Annotated in this window: 10 protein-coding genes; 2 read left to right on the top strand and 8 right to left on the bottom strand. The window is 64.8% G+C overall.

The annotated features are described in order from the left end of the window. From N802_RS18285 to N802_RS18310, 6 genes are all read right to left on the bottom strand, one after another. On the bottom strand, nt 1-571 hold a 571-nt coding region (locus N802_RS18285), incomplete at its 3' end, for a DUF6361 family protein (RefSeq protein ID WP_245613999.1). A gap of 16 nt (nt 572-587) precedes the next feature. After that, nucleotides 588-1,835 carry an exonuclease domain-containing protein gene (locus N802_RS18290; protein WP_035919257.1) on the bottom strand — a complete coding sequence of 416 codons (1,248 nt, stop codon included), beginning with the start codon at nt 1,833-1,835 and terminating at the stop codon, nt 588-590. Next, complete coding sequence (locus tag N802_RS18295) at nt 1,832-7,663, bottom strand: AAA domain-containing protein (RefSeq protein WP_052110152.1); 5,832 nt, start codon at nt 7,661-7,663, stop codon at nt 1,832-1,834. Before N802_RS18295 ends, N802_RS18290 begins: the two co-directional genes overlap by 4 nt. A gap of 126 nt (nt 7,664-7,789) precedes the next feature. Beyond that, nucleotides 7,790-9,658: a sigma factor-like helix-turn-helix DNA-binding protein gene (locus tag N802_RS18300; protein ID WP_169743463.1), complete on the bottom strand. Its 1,869-nt coding sequence runs from the start codon at nt 9,656-9,658 to the stop codon at nt 7,790-7,792. A gap of 128 nt (nt 9,659-9,786) precedes the next feature. Beyond that, entirely contained in the window at nt 9,787-10,359 is a 573-nt protein-coding gene (locus N802_RS18305) for a hypothetical protein (protein WP_156971505.1), read from the bottom strand. Nucleotides 10,360-10,565: 206 nt separating this feature from the next. After that, nucleotides 10,566-15,500, bottom strand: a complete 4,935-nt coding sequence (locus N802_RS18310) for a DEAD/DEAH box helicase (RefSeq protein ID WP_245614000.1) — start codon at nt 15,498-15,500, stop codon at nt 10,566-10,568. A gap of 133 nt (nt 15,501-15,633) precedes the next feature. Here N802_RS18310 and N802_RS18315 point away from each other — a divergent pair, with 133 nt between their 5' ends. Continuing rightward, entirely contained in the window at nt 15,634-18,378 is a 2,745-nt protein-coding gene (locus tag N802_RS18315) for a hypothetical protein (RefSeq protein ID WP_035919273.1), read from the top strand. A 4-nt stretch (nt 18,379-18,382) separates the two neighbouring features. After that, nucleotides 18,383-19,897, top strand: a complete 1,515-nt coding sequence (locus N802_RS18320) for a hypothetical protein (RefSeq protein ID WP_156971506.1) — start codon at nt 18,383-18,385, stop codon at nt 19,895-19,897. A 10-nt stretch (nt 19,898-19,907) separates the two neighbouring features. Here N802_RS18320 and N802_RS20380 read toward each other — a convergent pair whose 3' ends face one another. Beyond that, nucleotides 19,908-20,168 (bottom strand): hypothetical protein, encoded by a 261-nt coding sequence (locus tag N802_RS20380; protein ID WP_156971507.1) that lies wholly within the window; start codon nt 20,166-20,168, stop codon nt 19,908-19,910. Between the two features lie 561 nt (nt 20,169-20,729). Continuing rightward, nucleotides 20,730-23,183 carry an ATP-binding protein gene (locus tag N802_RS18335; RefSeq protein WP_035919265.1) on the bottom strand — a complete coding sequence of 818 codons (2,454 nt, stop codon included), beginning with the start codon at nt 23,181-23,183 and terminating at the stop codon, nt 20,730-20,732. Nucleotides 23,184-23,574 lie beyond the last annotated feature (391 nt).

A 23,574-nucleotide genomic window follows, 5' to 3' on the forward strand; every position in this document is an offset into this window, starting at 1 on the left:
CAATCCCCACCACTCCCCGGGGCTCTGTCCTCGGGATGGCCTGCGGGAAATCGTCCGGCGGAGCAGGTATGCCCGCCGCCCACTCACGCGGAGAGCGTTCGGCGAGTTCTGTGGCGTCGTCGGCGTGCTCACCAAGAAGTCCAAGGTGGCTGGTGTCCGCGACATTGCCAACCAGGCCGTACTTCACCATGCCCGACCAATAGATCGAGGACGGCAGTGTTCGCAGCGACGCGCCGGCACGCTTGCCAATCAGCCCGGCACTGTCATCGAGTTCGGCATTGCGGAGGGCCGTGATCAGTTCGCGCTCCTGCCATTCTCCTCTCTTCTTGGCCGTCATACCGTGCGTCCCCTCGGCCCACCCTCGCGTGTAGCACCAAGGAATGAAGAGGTAGTAGCGGGCGCGGGTCTGGACGACCGAGACCCCGGGGAAGAGGAGATCGCTGAAGGCGTCCCGGATCTGGCCGAGTCCCAACTCGTCTCGGGACTCCGTCTCGCTGAACAGGGCGATCAGGTCGCGTGCGAGTCGCTGTTCCTCGACGGTGGTGTCAAGCCAGGCAATCGATGACGGCATCGCACTTCTCCTTCAACTATGCGTGGGGCATCTCTGCGAGGAGGCGGTCGAAGGCGCCCTCCGTGATAATCGGTATGCCATATGTCCGCGCCTTGGCTGCTTTGCCACTGAGCGAGTTCGGGTCGGCCGCTACGACGACCTTGGTCTTCTTGGTGACGCCACCGGGATCGAGTCCGCGGCGCCGGGCGAGTTCCTCCCAGTGGCCCCGTTCGCGGACCATGTCACCCGTGAAGACCACGCGATCACCCGACCGAAGGGTGATGCCACTGTTCTGCAAGGCGTCGGAAGAACCATGGCGGCCACGGCCAGCGCGCAGGGCGCCTTCCAAGGCGGCCTCGACGTCGGTGTGTCGAAGGCCGAGCATCGAAGCCACGCGATCCATCTCGACGCGTTCATCACTCGTGACGACGTCGTCCTCGAGTGCGACCTCTGCCATGGCGCGCAGGTAGTCGGCGTGCAGATCGAGGACCAGCCCTCGAGTCAATCCGGCGTCCACCGCTACTGCGACGAGTTCATCCTTCTCGTGCTCGGCGAGAAAGCCATCCGTCATCGCCATCTCGAGGGTGGCCAGATAGGAGTCGACGCGAGCGTCGGCCGCGCGTGGCATCTTGGACACGATTCGATCCAGCCACTGATCGCTCCGGACGGCGCGCGCCTCTGATCGTCGCACCATGCGGAGCTCGGGGTACTCCCCGGAGAATGGCGGCCACGGGTAGGCACGAGTCTCTACGGCTGCCTCGTGCCACGGCGGTGCGTAGTTCGAGGACTTGAGGTAGTGGCCGAGCAACTGTGCCGTGGCCATCGCGTCGGCTCCAGCCGAATGCGCCGACGTCAACGAAACCCCGCTTGCGCGACAGCAGTCGACCAGGCGCCGGCTCGAGGCGTTCAGGTAGGCGGTTGACCACTGCATCGTGCACACACCGCTGAGCGGGAGGTCTTTGAGCGTGACACCAGAGCGCATGAATTCGGCGGCGAGGAATCTCAGGTCGAAGGTCGCGTTGTGGGCGACGGTTGTCCGCCCTCGCATGGCGCGCAGCACGTATGGTGCCAGTTCAGGGAAGGTCGGAGCCGAAGCGACATCGGTGGCTGTCAGGCCGTGAATGCGGGTGGGTCCGACGTCACGCTGGGGGTTGATGACGGTCGACCAGTGGTCCTGGATTTCCCCGTGGTCCGACACGTAGACCACGCCGATCTCCACCACGCGGTCACCTCGCTCGGGCGAGAGCCCGGTCGTCTCCACGTCAATCACGGTGTATCCACTCATGACCTCACCCCCGAGTCGAAGGTGCTGCCCGACGCCATCTCAGAGCACTTCTCATGCGCTCGGGAGACCTCCGTGATCCAGAAAGCCTCCTTCTCGAGAGGGCCCGCGTGGGTTGGGATAAGCCTCAACTCTTGGGCAAGGCTGAAGAACCCTCGTCCCACGTCGCCGAGTCCTTTCAAGGTGACGAGGGACGAAAGAAGAATCCCGGAATCAACGTGATCGACCCGGCTGATGTCGCCGAGTAGGAAGCCCATTCCTTGGCGCCCAAGATCTGTCGATAGATCGAATGTGCGGAGGCCGCTCTCCTCTGCCAGGCGTCCGTTGAGTTCGCTGTAGGTGATCGTGCTTCTGTTCCCGCCGACTTCGCGGAGGATGTCTCGGCCCACGGACACCAAGCGGTGCCAATCGTCTTCATCCCGACTCATACGACGCCAACCGGTGATTGAAGCGGACGCAATAGCCGGCTCGTTGGGCACCGGTGCGTCAGGCACGACTTCGACCTGAGCAACCGAGGATCCGCTCTCTGTCGCGGCACCACGCCCTGCCCCATCAACTGGGAACGCAAGGGGCATGACCTGCTCGAAACGTGAGCGGGCGGGCTCTGTGAGCGCCTTACGGCCCAACAGGTGAAGCGCGTGGCGGAACAGTTCGCCCTCGCTCGTCCAACCGTGATGCTGGTCAGCAACGCGAAGCAGTTCGGCTAGCTCGGACGGAGGGACCTCGTCCAGGTCCCGCGCACCCAAGTCTCGGGCGATCACCTGCGGCTGCCAAGGCAGCCGGTAGGTCTTGGGCTTGACGCCGGCCTGATGGAGCGGGTTCTCCTCGACGAGATGTCCCGCCTTCACAGCACTGGAAATCGCGCGGTTCAGCTCGTGGGCGATCTGCTTCCCGACGCGTCGGCCACCCGAGGCACGCACGTATGCCGTATGGAGGCGTGAGCCGGTCACGGGCCCCTCGATGCGGACAATCTCGATCATCCCTGCGGCCAAGTCGGCCATAGTGGCTGCAGCCAAGGAGACGACGGACCCTTGGAAGGACCGGTAACGAACCACGGCCGGCGCATCGTCGAAGTCGTCGGCGTCGGCGTCGTCAGCGGCTGGTGGAACACGCTCGCTAGGGGTACTCGTCGTTCCCTCGGCAGCGAGGAAGCCCTGTGAAGCGAGGCTGGCCTCCGCAAGGGGGGCTGGTTCCTCGTCCTTACCCTCGGCCACGCCCGCCTTTGAAGATTCCAGGACGTGAGCGGCGAGTTCCTCCTCGAGCGAGTCGAACTCGGGTGCTGACTCTGCACGCAGTTCGTCAACCAGTTCGTCCGAGTCGTGATGGCCGACCTCTGGAGTAGACATCTCGGCTTCGTCGTCGTCCGAGAGAGTTTCGGTGAGCCACCCAGAAGGTCGAATCTCGAGTTCGTCGAGCAGTCTCCAAAGTCGGGCGAGCTCCCGCGCGGGGTCGACGTAGTAGGCCGACTCTCGGACACGGAAGAACTGCCATCCACATCGCTCGAGATCACGCTGCCTGGCCAAGTCACGCTCGTATGCCTCTGGCCCGTGCCACGTGTCACCGTCGCATTCGATTGCCAGCCGGGCCCCAGCGCCGATGACCACAAGGTCGATGCGGTAGCCGTTCGCGTCGAACTGCGGATGCACCGTGAACCCTCGGTCGACGACCTTGTTGTAGACACGCTGCTCGAAAAGGGAGTCGAAGGGCTCAACTCTGACGTCGTCGGGGACGCTGGCCGATTCGCCTGCGGCAAGTTCACGTCCACGGGCTGCGACGCCGTAGCAGTACTCGAGCAGCTGATGACGCATGTCCTCAGAATTGGGCAGATCGTCCAGCGTCGCCGAGTGGAAGAGCCACAACTGGTCCTTGGCGCGAGACACAGCCACGTTGTATCGCTGCATGTACATCTCGCGTGTCAACGACGCCATGCGCGACCCGGGCTCGGCTGACGACACCATGGAAAGGAACATCACGTCTCGCTCGGACCCCTGGAAGTCGGCAGCATCTCCCACCCTCAAGTCGCGATCGGCCCACTCCAACGCTGACACCTCGGTCAGCAGCTTCGACTCGATGAGCTGTGCTTGACGCTTGCCGAGCAGCGCGATGACTCCGAAGGTGAGCCCGTCATATCTCGGGTCCTCGAGGCATGCCTTGAGCTGGTCGACCAGGGCGTCGGCTTCGGCCCTGTTGACCTTGTTCCCGCTGGAACCTTCCTCGTGGCCCGACGCGAGATGCACGATCTTGATGGGTTCGAGGCGGTCCGCGCCAAACTGGCGCACAGGGTTGAGGCGAATGCCGTCTGGTTCGTATGCGACGCGGTTGGAGAACCCGATGATCTCCGGGACGCACCGACGATGCTCGACCAACGTGAGCGAACCGCGGAAGCGCATCTTCGCTTCGTCGAAAAGCGATCGTTGCGGATCCAGCCACGATGCTTTGTACGGGTCGTCATCGAGATACTGCTCGACCAACTCACGAAGTTCGCCCTGATCAACGCCCACGGCGGTCGGGGAGACTTGCTTGTCGTCTCCGATGACCACGATCTTGGGCGCGAGGTACTGGAGAAAGACCGCTTCCAGTCCAGCTTGCGACGCCTCGTCCACGAGCACCACGTCGAACATGTTCTCTGCGACGTTGAGCTGCTCCGCGATCCGATAGATGGGCATGATCCAGACAGGGACTGACGGCCTGCATCGATCCATGGCTGTGCGGATTTCGGCACGCTGTTGCGCCGCGTACTTGCCCGTTCCCTTGCCCAGCCGTCGAACCAACTGCGAGTACTGGGTCAGATCAGCACGGGATCTCTGCGTCAGCCGATCGGGGTCGACGGCTTGGTTCCACGCACGCAATGCACCAATGTGTTCGGCGCGGTCTCGCAATTGGGCTTCAACTGTCGAGACCTGGCCCTGAATGTCGTTCACATCGGTGGAATCCTGCGCGAGGATCCACGCGCCAGTCGTACCCCAGTTCCATGCTGCATCGAAGGTGGCGAGGCGTGCAGTCCACTCGTGGTTGTCGAAATCACCCGTCACGGCCTCAGCCAGTCGGGGTGCTGCCGTGGCAATGCGTTCGGTCAACGCCTTGTGTAGGTCGAGCTGGCCCCTGACGTGATGCAACCGAGTGATGCGCGCGTGCGCGCTGGCGTACTCCTCGTGGTCGCCGTTCTCGGCTGCCAGTGCCAGCTGGTGAACGGCCGGCGCGGCATCGCTCCATGATGAGGTGGCGCGAATGGTCTCAACGAGAGCGGCCAGGGGCTCCCCGGCTTGACGCCATGCATCTGCCGCGGCCGCAGCATCCACGAGGTGGGCGTACGTGATGACGGCATCCGGATCGTTCCAGTCGGGCCGACTCAGGCCGGATGCGGCAAGAGTGCTCTCCTCCTGAAAGAGGACGCGACCCAGCGCCAAGACCCGCTCGAGCTGATCGAGTTGGGACTGGTGCCAGCTGAGGCGCTCCCGCGCCGTGTCCTCTGCTGGAATGACCAGATCCGCCGGCCACGCCTTGTCCAGCTGCTCCAAGAGCCGTTCAGCATCAACCTGATCCAAGAACAACGCGAGGGCTTCTGCTGTCGCGGGGGGTTGCCCGTTGACCCGCACGTTGTCGAATAGGGAGCGCGCCTGTTTGATAGCCGACGGAGTGAACATCCCGATCTTCACCGAACCGTCTGGAGCGGTCTTGAGTGGAGGGTTCGCCCCGAGGTAGTTGTGAACGTGCTTGGCCAGTGCGACCAGCGGACCGGAGTCTCCTGAATGCGACACCGTGGTGCCCACGGGAACCTTCTGCAGATGGGACCGAACTCCGGAAAGGAGGGTTCCAATCGTCTCCGCACGAGCCAGCCAGGTCTGGGGCAAGCCGTGCCTCACGTCGCTCAACGCGGAGCGAACCCACTCGGCCCGCATCTGCTCGAGTGACTCGAACTGCTGAACAATGGAACGCATGCGTTCTTGCAACGCGCGTCGTTCGTCAGTCGCCATCGACTGGATGGCAGCAGCAGCGTCATGCGACAAGAGATCCGCGTGTTGGGCGCGAGTGGCCTCGGCTTCTGCTCGCGCTCCCACGAGGCTTCGAAACTCTTCCGCTGAGGGGAGCGACTCGATGTCGAGCAGTCTCATGGCACTTTGTCGGGAGTCCGCGGCCAGGCTCTGGTCGCGGACGAGGTCGAGCCATGTGACGGTCTCGACGTCGGACAGCGGCGGCACGACATGAGGCTCGAAGTCGACGAATTCCCCGATCCAGCCGAGCGCCGCGCGTTCCCGTTCGTAGTCTTGGGCAATGCTGGCCAATGTGCCTGAGTAGCCAGCATGCTCACGATGTTGGACGTCGGCGGACCGGGCCGACAGGAGGCGCGCCCCGAGCTCTTGGCGGCGCCCTCTCAACTGTGCGACTCCCGCAAGTAGCTCCTCGATCTCCCCGTTCGCGACGGCAGGGTCATGCTCGGTCGACCGGCGCGAGATCGTGTCGACTGCCAGCTTCAACTCAGCAAGGTCGGAGCGCGAAGACCCGATGACGGAGACCGCCAGCGGCTTGATTCGTTCGGGGAGCTTTCCGCGCACTTCCTGCAGGGCCCGGTCGGTGTGCGCCGTCACGAGCACGCGCTTGCCCTGCGCCAAGAGGTGAGACAACAGCGCCGCGGCCGTGTGCGTCTTACCGGTGCCCGGCGGTCCCTGGACCAGCGTTTGGGCGTTTCTGTCGACCTGCTCGAGGATCTGCCGTTGGACTGCGTTGAGCGGAAGCGGTGAGAACACCTCACCGTCGATGTCGAGGAGCGCGCCCGGACTGCGATCCGTGGTGGCAGCCGGCACCAGACCTGGATCGATGAGTGGGCGGATGCCGGTGGGCACCTCACCGGCCGCCTCGATGTCCGTCGCGATCGTCTCGAATACTTGGATGAGGCCACGCTGTGAGCGGGGGCGAAGGATCAGTGCCGGCGTCCACGCAAGAACCGCGTCATCAGCCGGTGCCGGCACACCCGTGTTGTCTTCGTAGCGACCGGCGGAATCGAGGCTGTTGACCAGCGTTCGCGCCAGGTGCTCGAACGCCTCGCGATCGAAGGGGTGCGCACCGAACTGCTCGGCGCTCTGCTTTGCTTCCTGGACGATGTTCCGTCGCTCGATGACCTTGGGATCCAGCATGTCCAATTCGGACGCCAGTCCCACTGCAGCACCGTCGACGACGAAGTCGAGTCGTCCGCTGGAGTCATCCATCGTGGCAATGACAGGAACGGTGAATGCATGGCGTCGAACCGCAGGATGGTCCTCGGGACGCCAGGCCAACAGGCCCGCTCCAAGGACGAGCTCCAGTTCCTCCGTGTGCGATGTCGCCTTGACGAACGTGCTGAAAAGTTCGCCGTAGTAAGTGCGAACGGGCGCGTCCTGGTTCTCACGGTCAGCCCACGGTCGCCACTCGTTCATCCATGCGTTGTAGGCAGAAGTGACCTCGGGGTGGTCTGCGAGCTTCTCGTCGCGGTCGACAAATGTGTTGGTGGAGTCGTCCCACTCCTGACCACCCGGGACCGTTGACCACAGGTCAGGTTGAGAGGACGCGGACTCCGGGTCCCCTTTCAGCCATTTCCGCAGCACGTCGGGCGGTGGCGGGGGCTCGTGCCGCTCAACTCGTTCCACGGACAGGAGGTGCCCGTCCGACGCGGGGTCCCCGTCCCGATGCGCGACGTGCACCGCCCGGTGAGCTGGCACATCACCGACCCAGTGGACGGCACCCTCTCCCTTGTAACTGTCCAGGTTGCGGACGGGCTTCGACTTGAGCTGCTGGGCTCGGGCAAGGAAGCGAAAGAGCCGCGCGGCGCGGTCAACGAGCGGATCAGATGAACTCATGGCTGCTTTCCAGGTGGTGCGAGGTTGACGGTCCCAGCCGGATCGGCCTCCGCCGCGGGACCAGTTGGCGGCGATGCATAACAAAGGCACCAAGGGATGTCAGCAATGCTGGCCGAGGGGGCGAGATCACACGGGCATCCCCAGCGAGGCCACCGCATCGGCGACAGCAGCGTCACCGCGTTTCCGAAGCACCGGCTCGAGATCATCCATTTGCGAACTGATGGCGTCAGCGACAAGCGTTGGGCTGGCCTCGTTGGGTGGTACGTCGAGCAGTTGTCCGACGAAGGCGGCCCCGTTTGCGGCCTCGCCAGCAAATCGCGAAGCCGCCAGCGTGTGGGTCCCGCGATCGAAGACCAACCGGAGCTCATCGCCCAACCTCGCACCGACGGCTTCGGCGTGCGCTCGAAGACTCCCGATGTTCGGGCCCATGTGCGTTGTGGCGATCCATCGAATCGAGATGTCGCGGACAGGGCTCGACAATGTGACCGAGTGGCCTGGGAAGACTCCGAGGGCGACGGCGATCTCGGCAGGGCACGATCGTCCGCTCCCGCGGAGCAGGTCGCGATCGACACGAACATGCCAGGCGATGCGAGAGCCGCTGTCGAGGGTAAAGAGGCCGCGGACTGACGACGGGTCCAGCCGCGGCATAAAGGGCTCGTCGACACGACGCAGCCGCAGCAACCCATCCTCTGTGACAAAGACGGGGGACGACGAATACGCCGTCACCGACCCTGACTTGATTGAGTGCCGCTCAGCCAGGTACTCCGCAAGGTCACGGATGGGCGTCGGGCCGACCTCTTCGAGACGGGCCATCATCGAGGTCACGATGCCGCCGTACTCCGGTAGACCCCACGATGCCAGCGCGAAGTCGTCCTTGGTCACCCGAATGATGCGTGGGTCTTGGAAGATCCGGTCACGCATCCCCCTCAAGTTGAACTCTTCGCGGTCCAGTTTGGCGGCGATCTGTAGGTCGCTCAACGGTGAACCCACACGAGCCAGGACCGCAATAGCCTGTTCGACGAGACTGCTGGGCCAGAGGACGAGCGTGCCCTGAAGTCGTCGAAGGCCGTTGAGCTGTTCGACGGCCCAAGGAAGGTGGTGCTCGACGACCCCTCTGCTGCGCAGATCCAGCCGCAACGCGTCTTCGTCCACGAGGGGCCCGTCCTCGATGAGGGGAAAATCTGCGGGCCTGGGCCAAGAGAAGCCGCGTCGATGAATCAGGCGCTTGTCGCGGTCCCAGTCCATGCCCGCGAGGTAGAGCAGGAGGCCAAACTCCTCCGAGTGTCCTCCATCGTCACCGACGAGAGGGACCTCGCTGTCCGGAGCGCAGGCACCCAGACCTCGCGACAGGAGGTGCAGGGCCCAACGCACCGATCGGCCGTCGTCTGACCCAACCCACAATTCGAGCCGATCCTTGAGCTTCGACTCGAGCTGACGTACGCGCTCGCGACTGACGTCGAACTCTTTGCCCACGTCATCCAACGTCGAGGCCTCGAACCGAATCAGTCGGCGCTCGAGTATGCGCGCTTCGCGATCGTCGAGGGAGGCGATCCAGGTGTGCAGGTCGGCCAGTGGGTCCAGGTCGGCGGCAGGCAGAGGCATGTCGAGCAGACTGCGACTCGCCACTTCGACGTCGTCGGGAAGGTCGGCCGCCGCCAAGGCGTCGAGTGCCTCCCGGATGGTTGCGGCGCCACTCGAGAACCGTGCCCACTCGACCAGGGTGGCTAGTTCGTATGTCTCGGCACCGAGCATCAACCGCGAGTCCGTGCTGCTCGCGGTGTCAGGACTTGGCGAAGGCAGTTGCCGGGCGAGCAGGGCCGTGGCCTCGCGGTGAAGCCGCCCAACCAGATCCGTGATACGGCTGACCTTGCCAACCCCAAAGCCACGCCACTTCCCCACCTCGGCAGGAGACAGGGCGAGGACATCTGCGACGGTGGCCGCACCGTGGCGGCTCAGCCAGTTGAACTCGAGTTGGGCGTCATGAGTCTGCCGCATCGAGTCCAGCTCTGGACCGTCGAGTTTCCAGTGGCCGACTGGAACCAGCCCCGGATATCGATGTCCGAAACTGTCGTTGTTCGGATCGATTGCAATGACCTCGCCCACGTAGGCCCCCTCGTGAGCCATCAGGGATGGTCACCGCTTGCGGGCGTTCCGTCCACGTATGCATCCGGGGCCGTGGGTGCCGTCGGATCCGGTTCCTCGACAGGAGGGGCCTTTTCGCTCCACACGGGCGGCGGGGGGCCGAAGGCGCGCTTTGCGGACTTCACCACGCCGTAGCCGAAGAAGGCATTGCCTCCGGCTCCGATCGCCGCGCCGATGCCAACTGGCGCCTGCTTGCCGATCACGAAGACGCCCTGCTTGGTTCCGTACTTGGTGACGAAGTTGCGGCCGAGCACCTTGTTGACCTGCTGGATCGACGAGTTCGGAATGCTGTTGGTCAGCAACTTCCCCCAATGGGCACCTGTGCGCCCGGCCGCCTTCTCCATAAGCTTGCTGCCAGAGTTGCCGAGCAGCACGCCCATGACCAAGGTGCGGCGACGTTCGAGATCATGAACCGGCACGCCATGGACCTCGGCCAGCGCGAGGGCGTACAGCGCCGACGCCTCCGTGAAGGCTGCGAGATCCAGCAGGGCTGCAGGGATGCCAGCGCCTGGGACGAAGCTGGCCGCCCCTGCAGCACCACCCGTCGTGGACACGGTCGCGAGGTAGTACCGATTGAGGCCTTGACGAGCTCCGCGGGGCTTGCATCCGGCCGACTCCGCCGGACACGCGCGATATATGCGTCCACCGCCGGCTGCTGGATCGACACAGCCTTGGTGATGGCTTTCTCGAGCATCGCCCCGGTTCGTCCAGAGGCAGCCTCGTCCGGCGCAGCCGAGGTTTCGTTAACGGGGTTGTCCATCTAGGCCTCCTGAGCGGGGTTCTGGTTCTCGCGGATCGCGAGCGGTGGGAGGGCGTCGACGATCTTCATCGTCTCGAGGCTCACGGTCACGATCCGTGCGAGCAGGTCGATGATGTACCGCGGGTCTGACACCTCACGGCTCCAGTCGTTGGGGTCGTTGACGATCCCGGACGCCTTGTCGGTCTTCACCTGGTAGCGGTCGATGATCCACTCGACCGCGGAGCGAGACCCGAGCATGTAGCGGTACGCGTCCTCAGGGATCCCGTTCAGCGTGATCCGGTTGTTGTAGATCACCGTCGACTTGTCGGCTACGAGCTTCTTGGTCTCGGGATCGCGCTTCTTCGCGAACGCCATCTTCTCGACCTTGAAGATCTCGTATGCCGTGTCGGCGCCCGGCGTGTCCACGTCGAGACCGTCGAGTGGGTAGGGAGTGACCGACTCGTACCCGAGGTGCAGGTCCGACAACTTGCGGCCGGCGTCGACGAAGGGCTGGGCATCCTCGACGAGCGGGATGCGCGGCAGCATCTTCTTCAGGTCAGCCGCGTAGGTCTCGCGATACTCCGGCGAGTGCAGCAGCCCGTACACGTAGGAGAAGATGTCGTCCTTCGTGAACGCTTCCCCGTATGCCGTCCGGAACCGTCCCAGCGCCTCGTCCGTGATGTTGTCGATCCGCCGGTGCCCATCGACCGTTTCGCCTTCGCCGCCATGGAAGAGCGCCCCCTCTTCGTCGACTTCCTCGAACCGCCATCGGCCAAAAAACTGCCCGCCAGAGCCAGCCCCTGTCACGTGCAGATCCGGGACCGCATCAACGGTGAGGACTGAGAATGGCACTGCAGAGCCCAGGCCGACTTGATAGATGCCGTGGTTGGCGTGCTTCGGGCTGGGAAAGAACCTTGGTGCCTGGCCGGTGATGTGATTGAGCCCGCGGTCAAAATAAACTGCCTGCTTGAAGAATGGCCGATATGTGCTGACGGTGATCGCGTCAGCAGTCCAGTCCAAAGGCTTCATGGACGCTAGGCGATTCTTCAGACTCAGCGTCCACGAGATCTTGGATGGATCCGTGTCGATGAAGTCGGGCACCAAGGATTTGGCTGGACCGCTGTTGTTGGGCGCATGTTCCCTGAATGCGTCGACCTGGGCGTTGAACGCCTTGATCGTCCGCTGTACTTGACCTCCCAGTGCGCCAGCGCTCGATTGATAAACCCACGCATCCCGACCTGTCTCTAGTCCTCGACCGTATAAGCCGAAGACAGTGCTGCCTTGCGCCTCGTCGCCATGCTTGGCACCGACAGGCAGGAACGCGCCGAAGTCGTCCCGGCGTTGGCTCAGCCAGTCGCCGTGCTGGTCGGGAGTGAGAACGCGGACCGACTCCAGCGCACTAAGTCGCCCAGTCGCCGCAACCTTCGCGAGCTTCTGATCTCGGCTCAGGTAGTCGCCGATGTCAGAGAAGCTGATCCTTGCCGGACCATTCTGCGTTGGGTCCTTCACCAGAACCGTGATAGCGACTGTGGCTCGCGACCCCGCGTCGAAGACCGACCCGCCCTCCTTCTTGCGTTGCTCGCCCGCGGTGCGAGCGTTGCCGCGGAGGTTGAAGATGTGGATCGCGGAGAACTCCTGAGCGAGAGAGAGGCGCATCTCAGCACCAACGTTGGAGTCGAGCCAACCTCCATTGGTCACGATCGCAACAACTCCACGATTGGCGATCCGCAGGGTGGCCCACCGGATCGCGCGGATGTAGGAGTCGTAGAGCGAGTTGTTACCACCGCGACCTCGATCTGCCGAGTAGGTGTCTCTAATGCTGGCGTCGAGACCGGGATAAGACGTGTTCTGATTGTTTTCGTTGGCGCTGTCCTGGCCCGAGGAGTACGGCGGATTGCCGACGATGACGGTGATCGGCAACTTGCGCTGGCGGTTGATGCGCTCGTTGTTCTCCGGGAAGACACCGAGGTCGTCGTCGTCGCCGTGCTCGTACGACTGGAAGGTGTCGGTGAGGACGAGCCCGGGGAAAGATTCGTACGCCGCCTGCTCATCGAGAGATCCACGGACGAGGTCCTGGTAGGTCGTCTCGATGTTGACGGCGGCGATGTAGTACGCAAGCAGCAGGATCTCGTTGGCGTGCAACTCGTTCGCGTACTTGCGGGCGAGGTCGTGCGGTTTGATCAGGCCCGACTGGAGTAGCCGCACCATGAACGTGCCCGTCCCCGTGAATCCGTCGAGGATGTGCACGCCCTCGTCGGTGAGGCCCTGTCCGAAGTGCTGGCGGAGCACTTCATCTGCAGAGTTGAGAATGAAGTCGACGATCTCGACGGGTGTGTAGACGATGCCGAGCTTGTCGACGGTCCGCTTGAACGCCGTGGCGAAGAACTTGTCGTAGAGCTCGACGATGATCCGCTGGCGACCTTCGGCGTTGTCGACACCCTCGACGCGGCCCCGGACGGATGAGTAGAACTTCTCGAGCTCGGAGTTCTCTGTGTCGAGGGAGTGCTCGTCGAGGACGGCGAGCATGCGCTCCATCGTCTGTGCCACAGGGTTGTTCGCCGCGAAGTCGTACCCAGCGAAGAGTGCTTCGAAGACGGGTCGCGTGATGAGGTGCTGTGCAAGCATCTCGACCGCGTCGGTCTGGGTGATGCCGTCATTGAGGTTCCCGCGCAGCCCAGCGAGGAAGGCCTCGAACTCCTTGGCCGCGTTCGAGTCCTTGTCGGCGAGCAGCCCGTTGATCCTGGCAATGTGCTGTTCGGCGATCTTGGCGACGTCCTTCGCCCACGTCTCCCAGTAGCGCCGCTCGCCGACCTTCTTGACGATGCGCGCATAGATCGCGTCCCGCCACTCCTCGATCCCGAACGGGAGGGTGAGTTGAGTCGAGTCGTCGCGGGGCCCCGGGTTGACCGGGTCGATGAAGATGATCTTGCTGTTCTTCTTCTGGTTGAGGTCGAGCTGGTTGACCATCGCGTTGAAGCGGTCGTCGTGGGCCCGCAGCGCTTGGAGCACCTCCCACACTGCCTGGAAGCGCTTGTTGTCGGAGAGGGCCGCCTCGGGTGACATCCCCGAAGGCACGACGACCGGCAGGACGATGTAGCCGAGCTTCTTGCCGGCCGCCTTGCGCATCACGCGGCCGACAGACTGGACGATGTCGACCTGCGAGCCGCGCGGCGTGAGGAACATGACCGCATCGAGCGCCGGAACGTCGACGCCCTCGCTGAGGCAGCGCACGTTGGTGAGCACCCGGCATACGTTGTCTGTCTCTTCCGAGCCGGATTTGAGCCAAGCCAGTTCGTTGCCGCGGTCGACGGCGTTCATCGTCCCGTCGACGTGACGAATCTCGACCTGCATGCGATTGCGCTCACGGGCCGCGCCGGAGTCCTCCTCCTCGGCGTAGGTGCTAATGAGGCCGTCGACGATGCTCGGGAAGGCTTCTGTCGCGGCCTTGCTCGCCTTGATGTTGGCAGCGAAGGCGACTGCGGTCTTCATCGGCGTGAGGTCGTCACCGTCGAGGTCGTCGGCGGTCGCCGCATCACCGAAGCGCTTGGCGAGGCCGTTCCAGCAGCCGATGAGCTTGGCGGCGTCCTCGAGCTTGATCTCGCCCGATTGGGCGAGCTCCTGCTGAAAGGACTCGGCGACGAAGCTCTCGTCGACCTTGAGGACGAGCACCTTGTAGTCGGTGAGCAGATCCTTCTCGACAGCCTCGCCGAAGCCGAGCCGGTGGAGAACCGGCCCGTAGAGGCTCTCATCGTCCATCGAGACGAGGACGGCCTCGTTGTTGGTCGCCTTCTCCTTGACCTTGGGGTCGAAGAGGCGAGGGGTCGCCGTCATGTAGAGGCGCTTGGCGGCCTTGATGTAGGAGTTGTCGTGGACGCGGACGAACTGCGACTCGACGGTGTCAGCGAGCGTGACGCCAGTTGTGCGGTGGGCCTCGTCGGCGATGACGAGGTCGAAGTCGGGAACACCGTCCTTCTGGGCCTGGGCGACGACGTCGATCGACTGGTAGGTCGAGAAGATCACCGTGAAGCGGTCGTTCTCGTGGGCCTCCTTGACCTTGGCGGCGAGGGCCTTCGTGTCCGTCGTCGCCGGGATGATGAGGTCCGAGACGGAGATGTCCTCGGGGTCGTCCTTGGGCTTCGGGCCACCCTTGCCGACCTTGGCGTCGGAGCAGACAGCGAACGCTCGGAACGGGAGCTCGGTCTCCTGGGCCCACTCGCGGAACGTCTGGTTGACGAGCTGGATGCTCGGGACGAGGAAGAGGACCGTTGTCGCCTTGGCCTTGTTGTCGGTCGCGAGCTGCTCGGCGATCTTGAGGCTCGTGAACGTCTTGCCGGTTCCGCAGGCCATGATCAGCTGGCCCCGGTCGTGGGTGGCCAAGCCAGTGATGGCGGCGTCCTTGGCGACCTTCTGGTGGGGGCGGAGCTGCTTCTTGCCGCTGAGGGGCAGGTAGGTCTGCGGCTCCTGCCAGTCGATCTGGCTCCAGTCGACCTTGCTCTCGAGGAGGTCGTTGATGCCGATCCTTGTCACGGGGACCGTGAGGCCGTCGAGCTGCTTCTCGACCGTCGGGCCCCAGCCCTTTGCCGTCGAGAGGACGATGCGGCCGGTGAACTTGTCCTTTGCAGTCGCGGCGAGGAAGGAGTCGATGTCCTTCTTGGAGACGTAGTGCTGTGGGTCGTAGAACTTGCACTGGACGGCGGTCCAACCGCCGTTGATCTCGTCCTTGGCGACGATGTCGATGCCGTGGTCATGGGCGTTGCCGCGCTCGGGCCAGTCCTGCCAGAGGTAGACCTCGGAGAACTGCTCGGAGAACTCGGGGGCCGTGCGCAGATAGCTCGCCATGAGGCGCTCGAAGGCACTGCCCTTCCCGGTCTTGTCGTCGCCGAACTCATTCCAGATTTCGTCGAGCTTGCCCAGCAAATACTCGTAATGCGTCTCGACCGCGCTGTCGGTTACCACTGACCCTTGCTTCACGTGCGCACCCTACCCAGCGTGAAAAGGTGCCGCGCGGTGAACGGTGAATTGCGGAAAGTTGCGCTGACCTGCGGAGTTCTCGAGACGCGTGTCGGTCCTCCGACTTATGGTTCGGCTCGTGGGAAATCTTGCGACTGGGGGCGGCAGCTCGGCTGTTGCGGCTTCGGCGCACGCCGGCTGCGAGCGCTTCCGGCGAACCGACCCCATGCTCACGGGGAAGAGTCGTCGCTTGTTGGCCGCGGATCTTGGCCACCCGGACATCTCGGCGGGCATCCCGGAGGCGCGCTTCATGCGCGCGATGATCTTCGAGCGGCTGGTGCGAGACGAGAAGTTCGTGTCGGAACTGCTGACAACGACGGTTGGGGCGCTGAACCTGACTCGGCCCATTGGAGTCCGTCGCGCTGACGGCAAGGTGACGGAAGGTGCGACCGCCCTGGCCCTGTCTCAGGCTCACCTCAAAGCGGTCCACCAGGGCGAAGCGACGATGATCACCGGCTTGGCTGTGCCCTACCCCGGGCTGGATGGGACGGTCGGTGCGACGCCGGTCAAGCCGGACTTCGCTGTGGTTGCTCCTCGGCGATCGACCGATGGTGGGGCCGCTGAGGCGGACCCGGAGGCTGCGATCGCCGGCAGCTGGCTCGTCATGGGGGATGCGAAGGACTACGAGCGGGTGCGCTCGCGGATCGACGACCCGCGGATGCTCAAGGGCTTCCTCCAGGTGGCGCTGGGCGCGGAGGCTGCACTGGCGTGGGCCTCGCTGCCGGACGGAATGCAGGTGCATCGCTGGGGTGCGCTGGCCGTGCCGCGGAATAGCTTCCTCCAACCGGTCGCCGTCGTAGAGAACCTCGACGACCACCGGATCGAAGTGATGGAACGGGCGCGAGAACGTGCTGGTCTGCTCGCCGACCCTGAGATGGTGTGGCCGGTGGCGCCGGACGACGTCGCGTCCTTCGTCGAGCACCTCGAGCTGACCTTCGACCCCGGGTCCTGTGTCTCGTGCTCCCTCTTCAACTTCTGCCGCTCGGAGGTGCGGGCGTCGACCGAACCGGTGTCACGACTCGTCGAGCTCGGGATCAGACCCGAGCAGCGGCCAGCACTCCTGGGTCTGGTCGACGGGTCGGGTGAGGTCAAGGACGCGCCGGAGTCTCTGGCCGCGACCGTGTTGGCGACCGTCGACGGCCTGCCCGGTTCGACCGGCCAGTTGCGGACGGACCCGGTTGGGTTGCCGGGAACGATCAGTGTCGTCCTCGCGAAGTCCGATGCGGCCGCTTTGGGTGTCCACGGTGTGGGACTGCAGCGTGTCGGTGCTGACGGTGCGGAGCCGTGGGCCTTCGAGGTCTTCGAGAACCCGCAGGCGCCCGCTACCCGTTTGGGGGTGATGTCGCTTCTGGGTGAGGCGCTGGACGAGGCACTCTCGGAGGCAAGTCCGTCGGAGTCGGAGGAGCCAGGTCCGGTTCACCTCGTCCTGCCGGACTCGCAGACGGGGGACCTGCTCGTTTCCATCGCCGACTCGCTGGCCGGCGTCGAGATCAGCCGACTCCGCTGGGAGCGGGACCTCGAGCAGGGGCGCAAGGCCCTGACCTGGGGCGGCGACCCGGCGACTGTTCCGGACCCGCTGACCCCACACCAGCGCTTGGCTGTGAGCTTCCTCCTCGAGCAGGACCGGTCCCGCGCAATGACGCTGCGGTGGCCACTCATCGACGTTCGAGCCGTCCTCAAGAAGCACTTCGTCGCGGGCGGGCCGCTCGTGGACCACGGTCGTCTCGACTACCTCGTGACGTGGGCTGCGGCAGACAAGCCCCTCAGTCACCGCGAAATCTCGGACGCCGTCACTGCGAGTCCGCACACGCCTGGGGCGCGCCTCACGAACGACCAGTCCGACGCGATCCACAAGGTGGCACGACGAGCCGGCGACACGGCATACGCCGAATTGGTGAACGAAGAGCTGACGTACAAGGCAGAGGTCATGGACGCGGCAGCCGCCGTCCTCGAGCCGCTCGACGTGTCCGTCCTGCGTCCGGTCCACCTAGCCCTCGAAGGCGACGCGCAACGTGTGTGGCGCCGTCGACGCGACCTGCACGCCTCCGACCTCGTCCGCTTCGGTCGGGTGCCCTGGTTCTGGCGCAACAACCAGGTGGATGCGATCGACCACGACACCAAGTGCGCCGCTCAGTTGCAGGCGCTCGGTAATGCGCACGTGCTGCGCGATCTGGCGCTGAACGCGGGGACGCGTGAGGTGGCGTTTGCGGTCGTGGAGTCAGTGACACCGTTGAGGTTGAAGGTGCAGTCGCGGCGCTTCGGCGACGGCACGACGATCGCCATGCTGCAGAACGGTGACGAGCTCGCGGTGGAGTCCTCGGACACAACACTCAAGGTGCAGAAGGGGAGCTTCAAGTTCGGTGGGCTCAGCGCCGGTGTCCTGGAGTCGGATGAGCAGACCGACGGGGATGGGACGTTCGGCTGGCTGCCGAAGGTCGTGCCAGACGTTGAGGTGGGGTCGCGGCTGGTCGTGGCGGATATGGCCTGGTTCGGCGGGGGCTTCAAGTCCGGACACGAACTCGGCGTGCCACGACCCGGGTCCGACACCACGAACGCGCCCAAGGCCGAGTGCCACGACGGTGCGTATGCGGCGACCCCGGATGAGCACCGCTGGTGCTGCCGGTCGCACGAGGACGCCGAGGCGGAGTACTCCGACCTGTTGGCCGAGCGCCGGGAACGGGGCGAGCTCAACCCGCAGGCGTGGCCGCCGCTCCTGGACTTCGATCAGTTCGACACTGCCGCGGAGGGGACCCCGACCGGCGACCACGACGAGTCGGTTGCGGTGAGCGCGGCGGCGCACCTGACTGCGGATGACTTGGACTGAGGCGATGACCGACTTTCACTTCCTTGAGCCTCAGATCGAACTGGGTCGCAGCCGGCACCACGCCGAGGCGGCCATCGGGAACGTCGACGTCACAACTCACGCGATTGCCGCGCTGAGGGACGCGCTGTCGGGTGACGCCGACTATGAACGCATCCTCCTGAAGGCTGCAGCCGGTGCCGGCAAGTCCCATGCCTTGAAGCGGATGGTGGATGACGCGCTGAACGACCCCAGCTGCACCAGGGTTGGGGTGACGGCCTTCGCCAATAAGCAGGTGTTCCCGTTGGCGTACGAGCTCGGGAAGATGCTGGGCAAGGACAACGTCTGTCTGCTGGTGGCGGAGGCGCAACTGCCTCGTGTGTCCGAGGCGACGCTGGAGGCGGCGACCGTGGTGGTGTCGTACAAGGACTGCCCGCCCGAAGCGAAGGTCCTGCTTGGCACGACGCACAAGTTGCAAGGCGTTGCGCCGTGGCTGTTGAAGTCGATCGGCGCAGCGGGTAACGGCGAGAAGCTCTTTGACGTGTTGTTCGTCGACGAGGCGTGGCAGTTGCCGCTGCACCGGTACGCGAAGATCGACCGGCTCGCGCCGATTGATGTCGGCGTGGGAGATGTGGGCCAGTTGCCTCCGTTGGACCCATCGCAGAATCCGTGGCGAGGCGACCCCGGCCACAACCCGTATCGGGCTTGGCCGACGTCCTTCGAGGACGACGAGAAGACGTGGGCTCGGGAGATGCCAGCCGTGTGGCGGCCGACCGCAGCGCAGTTGCCGGTCTGGCGGGCGTTCTATGGCGACTGGGACGACCTGAACTGTGTGGCCGGTCCCGGGGATCGCGAGTTGGTCGTTGGCTCCGGTGATGGCCCTGACGGGTCGCAGGCTCTGGCGGTGTGGTCGCAGGTGGGGACTGGCGTGGCGACGTTGGTCGAGGTCGAGGGGCTACCTGATGCCGAGGCGCCGGACGTGGATATGCCGCTCATGGAGACGCTCGAGGGGTTGCTGGACGAGCTCCTTACTGTCGGATTCGAGGTCAGGACAACTCAATACGACGGCTATGGGATCCCCGACGGGGTGGAGACGGTCGCAGCGCGTGACATCGAGGACAGCACGGTGATCGCGGTGCTCGCCACTCGGAACCAAGCGGTCGATGATGCGCAGGAGATCGTGGATCGGCTGCGTGAGAAGCACGACCTGCCTGAAGGATGGATCGTTGCTTCGACGGTCGACTCGTGGCAGGGGCAGACCAACGTGTTGACCGTCGCGCTGCATCCCTTGTCTGGGGCGTCCTCGCTGGACGAGTTCAACTCGGCGTTCGGGCGGTTGGCAGTCACGTGCACACGCGCGACGCATGGTCTGCTGCTGTTGGCGCGCGCTGGTCTGGACGATTTGTTGGCGGCCGCCCCGGCCCGACCCGGGACACCGCTGGGTGAGCCGGGGACCCGGCAACTACCGCGCCAGACCCACCGCCGCATCGTCAACGCGTTCGCCAGAGGGACGCTCTCCGGGGTCATCGAGGTCGAGGCATGACGACGTTCGTTCAGGAACGGACCTGCGCCTTGAACTCCGGGCACTGGAACTCAATCGCCATGACCGCGACCTTGGCGGCTGTGTCGCCCTCGAGGTTGAACTCCTCCTTCAGCCACGGTCCCACCTCGCCTGGCGTCCCGGACTCGATCCGGCTGCACGTGCCACTGGCCAGTTCGTCCATTTTCGCGCTCTCGCTCATGCCAGCTGCCTTGGCAACTGCATAGAAGGCGATCTTGGCCCCCATGGCCTTCCCCACGTCCTCGGCACTCACGTCGGACGACGAGGGGGAGGCGCTGCTGTCCGCCGTGCTTGGCGACGTGGAAGCTGACACGGAGGGCGACCCCGTGGGCGTGCTCGAGGTCGTAGCACCGGCGGCGGGAGCATCCTCAGCTTCGGGCGTCGACGAGCAACCAGTGAGGACCGCCGCGAGTATGAGGAGGGGAAGGAGGGTGCGTCTCATGCGAGAAGTGTCCGGCATCCTGGCGCTAGTCAGTTGGGGGCGTAGTCGCGATCACTCGCACGCTGTCGATCAGACGCTGAGCCTCCAGCGACGTTGGGCCCAACTGGAATGCGTGATGGTGACACGCGTTCGAAAGACCGGCCCAGGCCTGCTCAGCCTGGTTCACCCACTCGGGGTCATTCGAGTACGCGATCTCCAGGCACGTCAGCAGGCTTCGCATGGAGGCCTCACCTGGGGGACAGTCCCGTTCCGTCAGGCGCTCACGGATCGCCTCCTCCAGTGAGGCGCGTGCCAACCAGCAGGCAGTCCGGTTGCGCCCGGCGTCTTCCCCATCCAGAACTGCTTGCGCTTCGCCCAGCAGCAGTTCCGCTGTCATGACTTGGTGCCGGTGCGTAGGTCTGCGATCAGGTCCTCGACAGCTCGGCACGCAGCCTTCGCGTCCCCGGCATCCTTCAGGCCGTTGTGCATGCCACCCGTGATAACACCGAGCCCGAATTTTCTATAGCCGCGCGTCAGCCAACCGTCGAGGCTACGGACTTCGTCATACAGCGCCAGACTGACTCGATCCCTCGTGGCGTGGCGTGTGGACCACGCATCCTCGACATCCATGAGGGAATCGCCACGAGCGAGACGCCTCTCAAAGTAAAGATCCCGGCTGGCCGCCTCGACGGCGAACCGCAGCATGCCGGGGAGCGTGCGACGGAGAGAAACTTCCGGAAGTCTCTGGTCCAGCGCCAAGGCGAACGCGTCATCCAAGTAGCGCCGGGCCGGGTCCAGGTTCGTCGTCACCGACACCTCGGACTTCGCACCTCGAGTCACCTCAAGAATGCGCGCTCCGACGCGTCCGCGCCGTGCCGCAGCAGGAAGCCGATCGTCATGTGACAGCACGACGACCTGCCGATCCTGTGCCAGCGTCGCGAGGAGCTGCACCAGTCCGTCAACCTTGGCTGGATCCATGGCCTGGACCGGATCGTCCAGCACGATGAAGCGGAACGGCGATTCGTCCATGGTGGCGCGAGGTAGGAACAAGGCGAGGGACAAGGCGTGAAGTTCGCCCTGGCTCATGACGGCCAGCGCTCCAGCTTCTTGCCCGTCAACGCTGGCTTCGATGTTGACGCGCCGTCGGGTTGCTGACCCTTCCAACGTCAGCGAGCCAAGGTCGACGTTGCTCTGCTGACGCAGCAGGGCCCACGCAAGACGCGCGGCGTCGCTGATCGGCGCCAACCTCTCGTTCTTGAGGCGTGTGTCATTGGTCTTGAGCCACTTCGTGGCTTCGGCCAACGTCGTGACTGTGGGCTTCGCGTGTTGCCACGTGTCCCACTCGTTGCAGAACGCGCTCACGCGCGCGGCCAGCGGCGCCCAGGCGTCATGCCTCCGCTGCAGTTCTTCGCTCGCGGACGTCCTCAGGTTTCGCAGCGCCTCATCGAGTTCGCTCCAGCGCTCTTCCAGGTGTCGAGCAAGGTCAAGGTCGCCGGCGGGGGCGTCAGCCCACGCATCCCACGCGACACGCGCGCGTTCGATGCCCGTCGTTAGCTCCTCGACGGGCGCCCGGTCCAGCGCACCCGGTCTGGGGGTGACGAGGCGTCGCGCGTTGCCCCGCGCGCGATCGAGCGCCTCGCGCGCAGCCTCGAGTCCAGAGAGTTCACGGGACCGTCGTTCGACGTCGGCGCGGGCAGATTCAGCCCAAGCATCATCCAAGTGCGTCCCGGCACAGACCGGGCACGTCATGTCGCCGAAGTCCGCGTGCACCTGGAGTGCGCGCTTGCGCACATCCAGCCGTGCCATCCCCCGAGCGAACTCGGCTTCACCGGCGGTCGCCATGGCTTCGACGGCCCGCCTGAGCTCGTCGGCGGCTGACTGCACCTCGACCTGACGCGGCGGGGCGAGCGACTCAAGAGTTCTGAGAGTGCTCAGGGGGCCGTTGTCGACGACCACCACCCCGGTCGCGAGTTCCCGAAGCGCTCCGACGTCAGGTTCGACCTTCTTCAACAGCTGCGCCGCGTGCACCGCCCGCTCGTCGGGGAGCGAATCAGCCTCTGTGTAGAGCTGCTTGCGTCGAATGGCGAGACCGTCGCCCGGAGCCTTCTTGACCTTGTGCCGCTGCTCCAAACGACGAATGCCGTCACCGATCTGTTCGACTCCGAGAGCCTGTGAAAGGGCGTCGTACAGCGCGCTTGGGCCGGCCTCGAGCATCCCGCCGAGCTCGTCGTAGGACATCATCGGCCGGTAGGTCTCGAGCGCGCCTGACCAGTTGAGGTGATCGACACCCGGTTGGCGCTTGCCTCCCGGCGGCTGAACCCAAGCCTTGACCAGACCAACCTCCGAAGCGTCATCGGGCCATGAGCAACCGATCGTCGTGACGCCCACACCTTCCTGCGCCACCTTCAACACGATCTCCACCCCCGTGGGGTGGTGAAGGTTGCGCCAGTGCTCCTTCCACTGCGCGGCCTTCTTCTTCCACCGGTACGTCGACCCTGTCAGCGCGACTTCGAGTGCCTCCGCCAGGCTCGACTTCCCGGACCCGTTGCGGCCAGCCACGATGGTCAAACCGGGCTGGGGGGCGAGGTCCAGGTGCGTGGTTTCTCCGATTCCGCGGAAACCTCGGACCTCCAGCGAAGCCAGAAACGTGCCCGACGTCGCCGGCGCTGTGTCGACGGGGCTGGCAGTGGTCGACGCGGGATCGACAGCTCGCTCGCCGTCCTGCAACGCGGCATCCAAGGGATCGTCTCCCTCCAACGCCGCCAGCACCAACAGGCCCGCCTCGACGGACAAAGCGTCATCGGTATTGATGCGTTCGGACACCCACCCTGCAAGATCCTGCGTCATGTCGCGACCCTACGTCGAAGGCGCGGAGGCAATCTCGAGGACGACGAATCCTCCGATTTGGAACTCCAAGCGAGGAGGAAACTGACATGCTCAACGCGCGCCGTGAGCGAGCGATCGGCACCCTGTTTCGACTACCCATGGAGCACCAAGCAGTGACCGTCAGCCCCAAGGCCGCTCGACCCGGCAGGTTGCCGACTCCGGCAGCGCCGCCACGACCCTCTGGGGCTCAGGCGTTGGTGGACGCCGCGGCTCGAGGGGAACGAAGTGCCGCCGATTTCCTTGCTGCTTTGGCTGACACTCGCCCACGGGGGCCCATGCAAGCGATGAGGGGTGCGCGTGTTGGCCTCGATCACCTGTGGCTGGTATGAGTCCCGTGGAGTGGTGGGCTTTG

This window comes from Knoellia sinensis KCTC 19936, assembly GCF_000768705.1.
In the GTDB taxonomy this organism is placed as follows: Bacteria; Actinomycetota; Actinomycetes; order Actinomycetales; family Dermatophilaceae; genus Knoellia; species Knoellia sinensis.

Excerpts from the sequence above, each read along its gene's own strand:
- N802_RS18290 (WP_035919257.1), bottom strand. The coding sequence starts at position 1,835 with ATGAGTGGATACACCGTGATTGACGTGGAGACGACCGGGCTCTCGCCC.
- N802_RS18320 (WP_156971506.1), top strand. The coding sequence starts at position 18,383 with ATGACCGACTTTCACTTCCTTGAGCCTCAGATCGAACTGGGTCGCAGC.
- N802_RS18295 (WP_052110152.1), bottom strand. The coding sequence starts at position 7,663 with ATGAGTTCATCTGATCCGCTCGTTGACCGCGCCGCGCGGCTCTTTCGC.
- N802_RS18335 (WP_035919265.1), bottom strand. The coding sequence starts at position 23,183 with ATGACGCAGGATCTTGCAGGGTGGGTGTCCGAACGCATCAATACCGAT.
- N802_RS18300 (WP_169743463.1), bottom strand. The coding sequence starts at position 9,658 with ATGCGGCAGACTCATGACGCCCAACTCGAGTTCAACTGGCTGAGCCGC.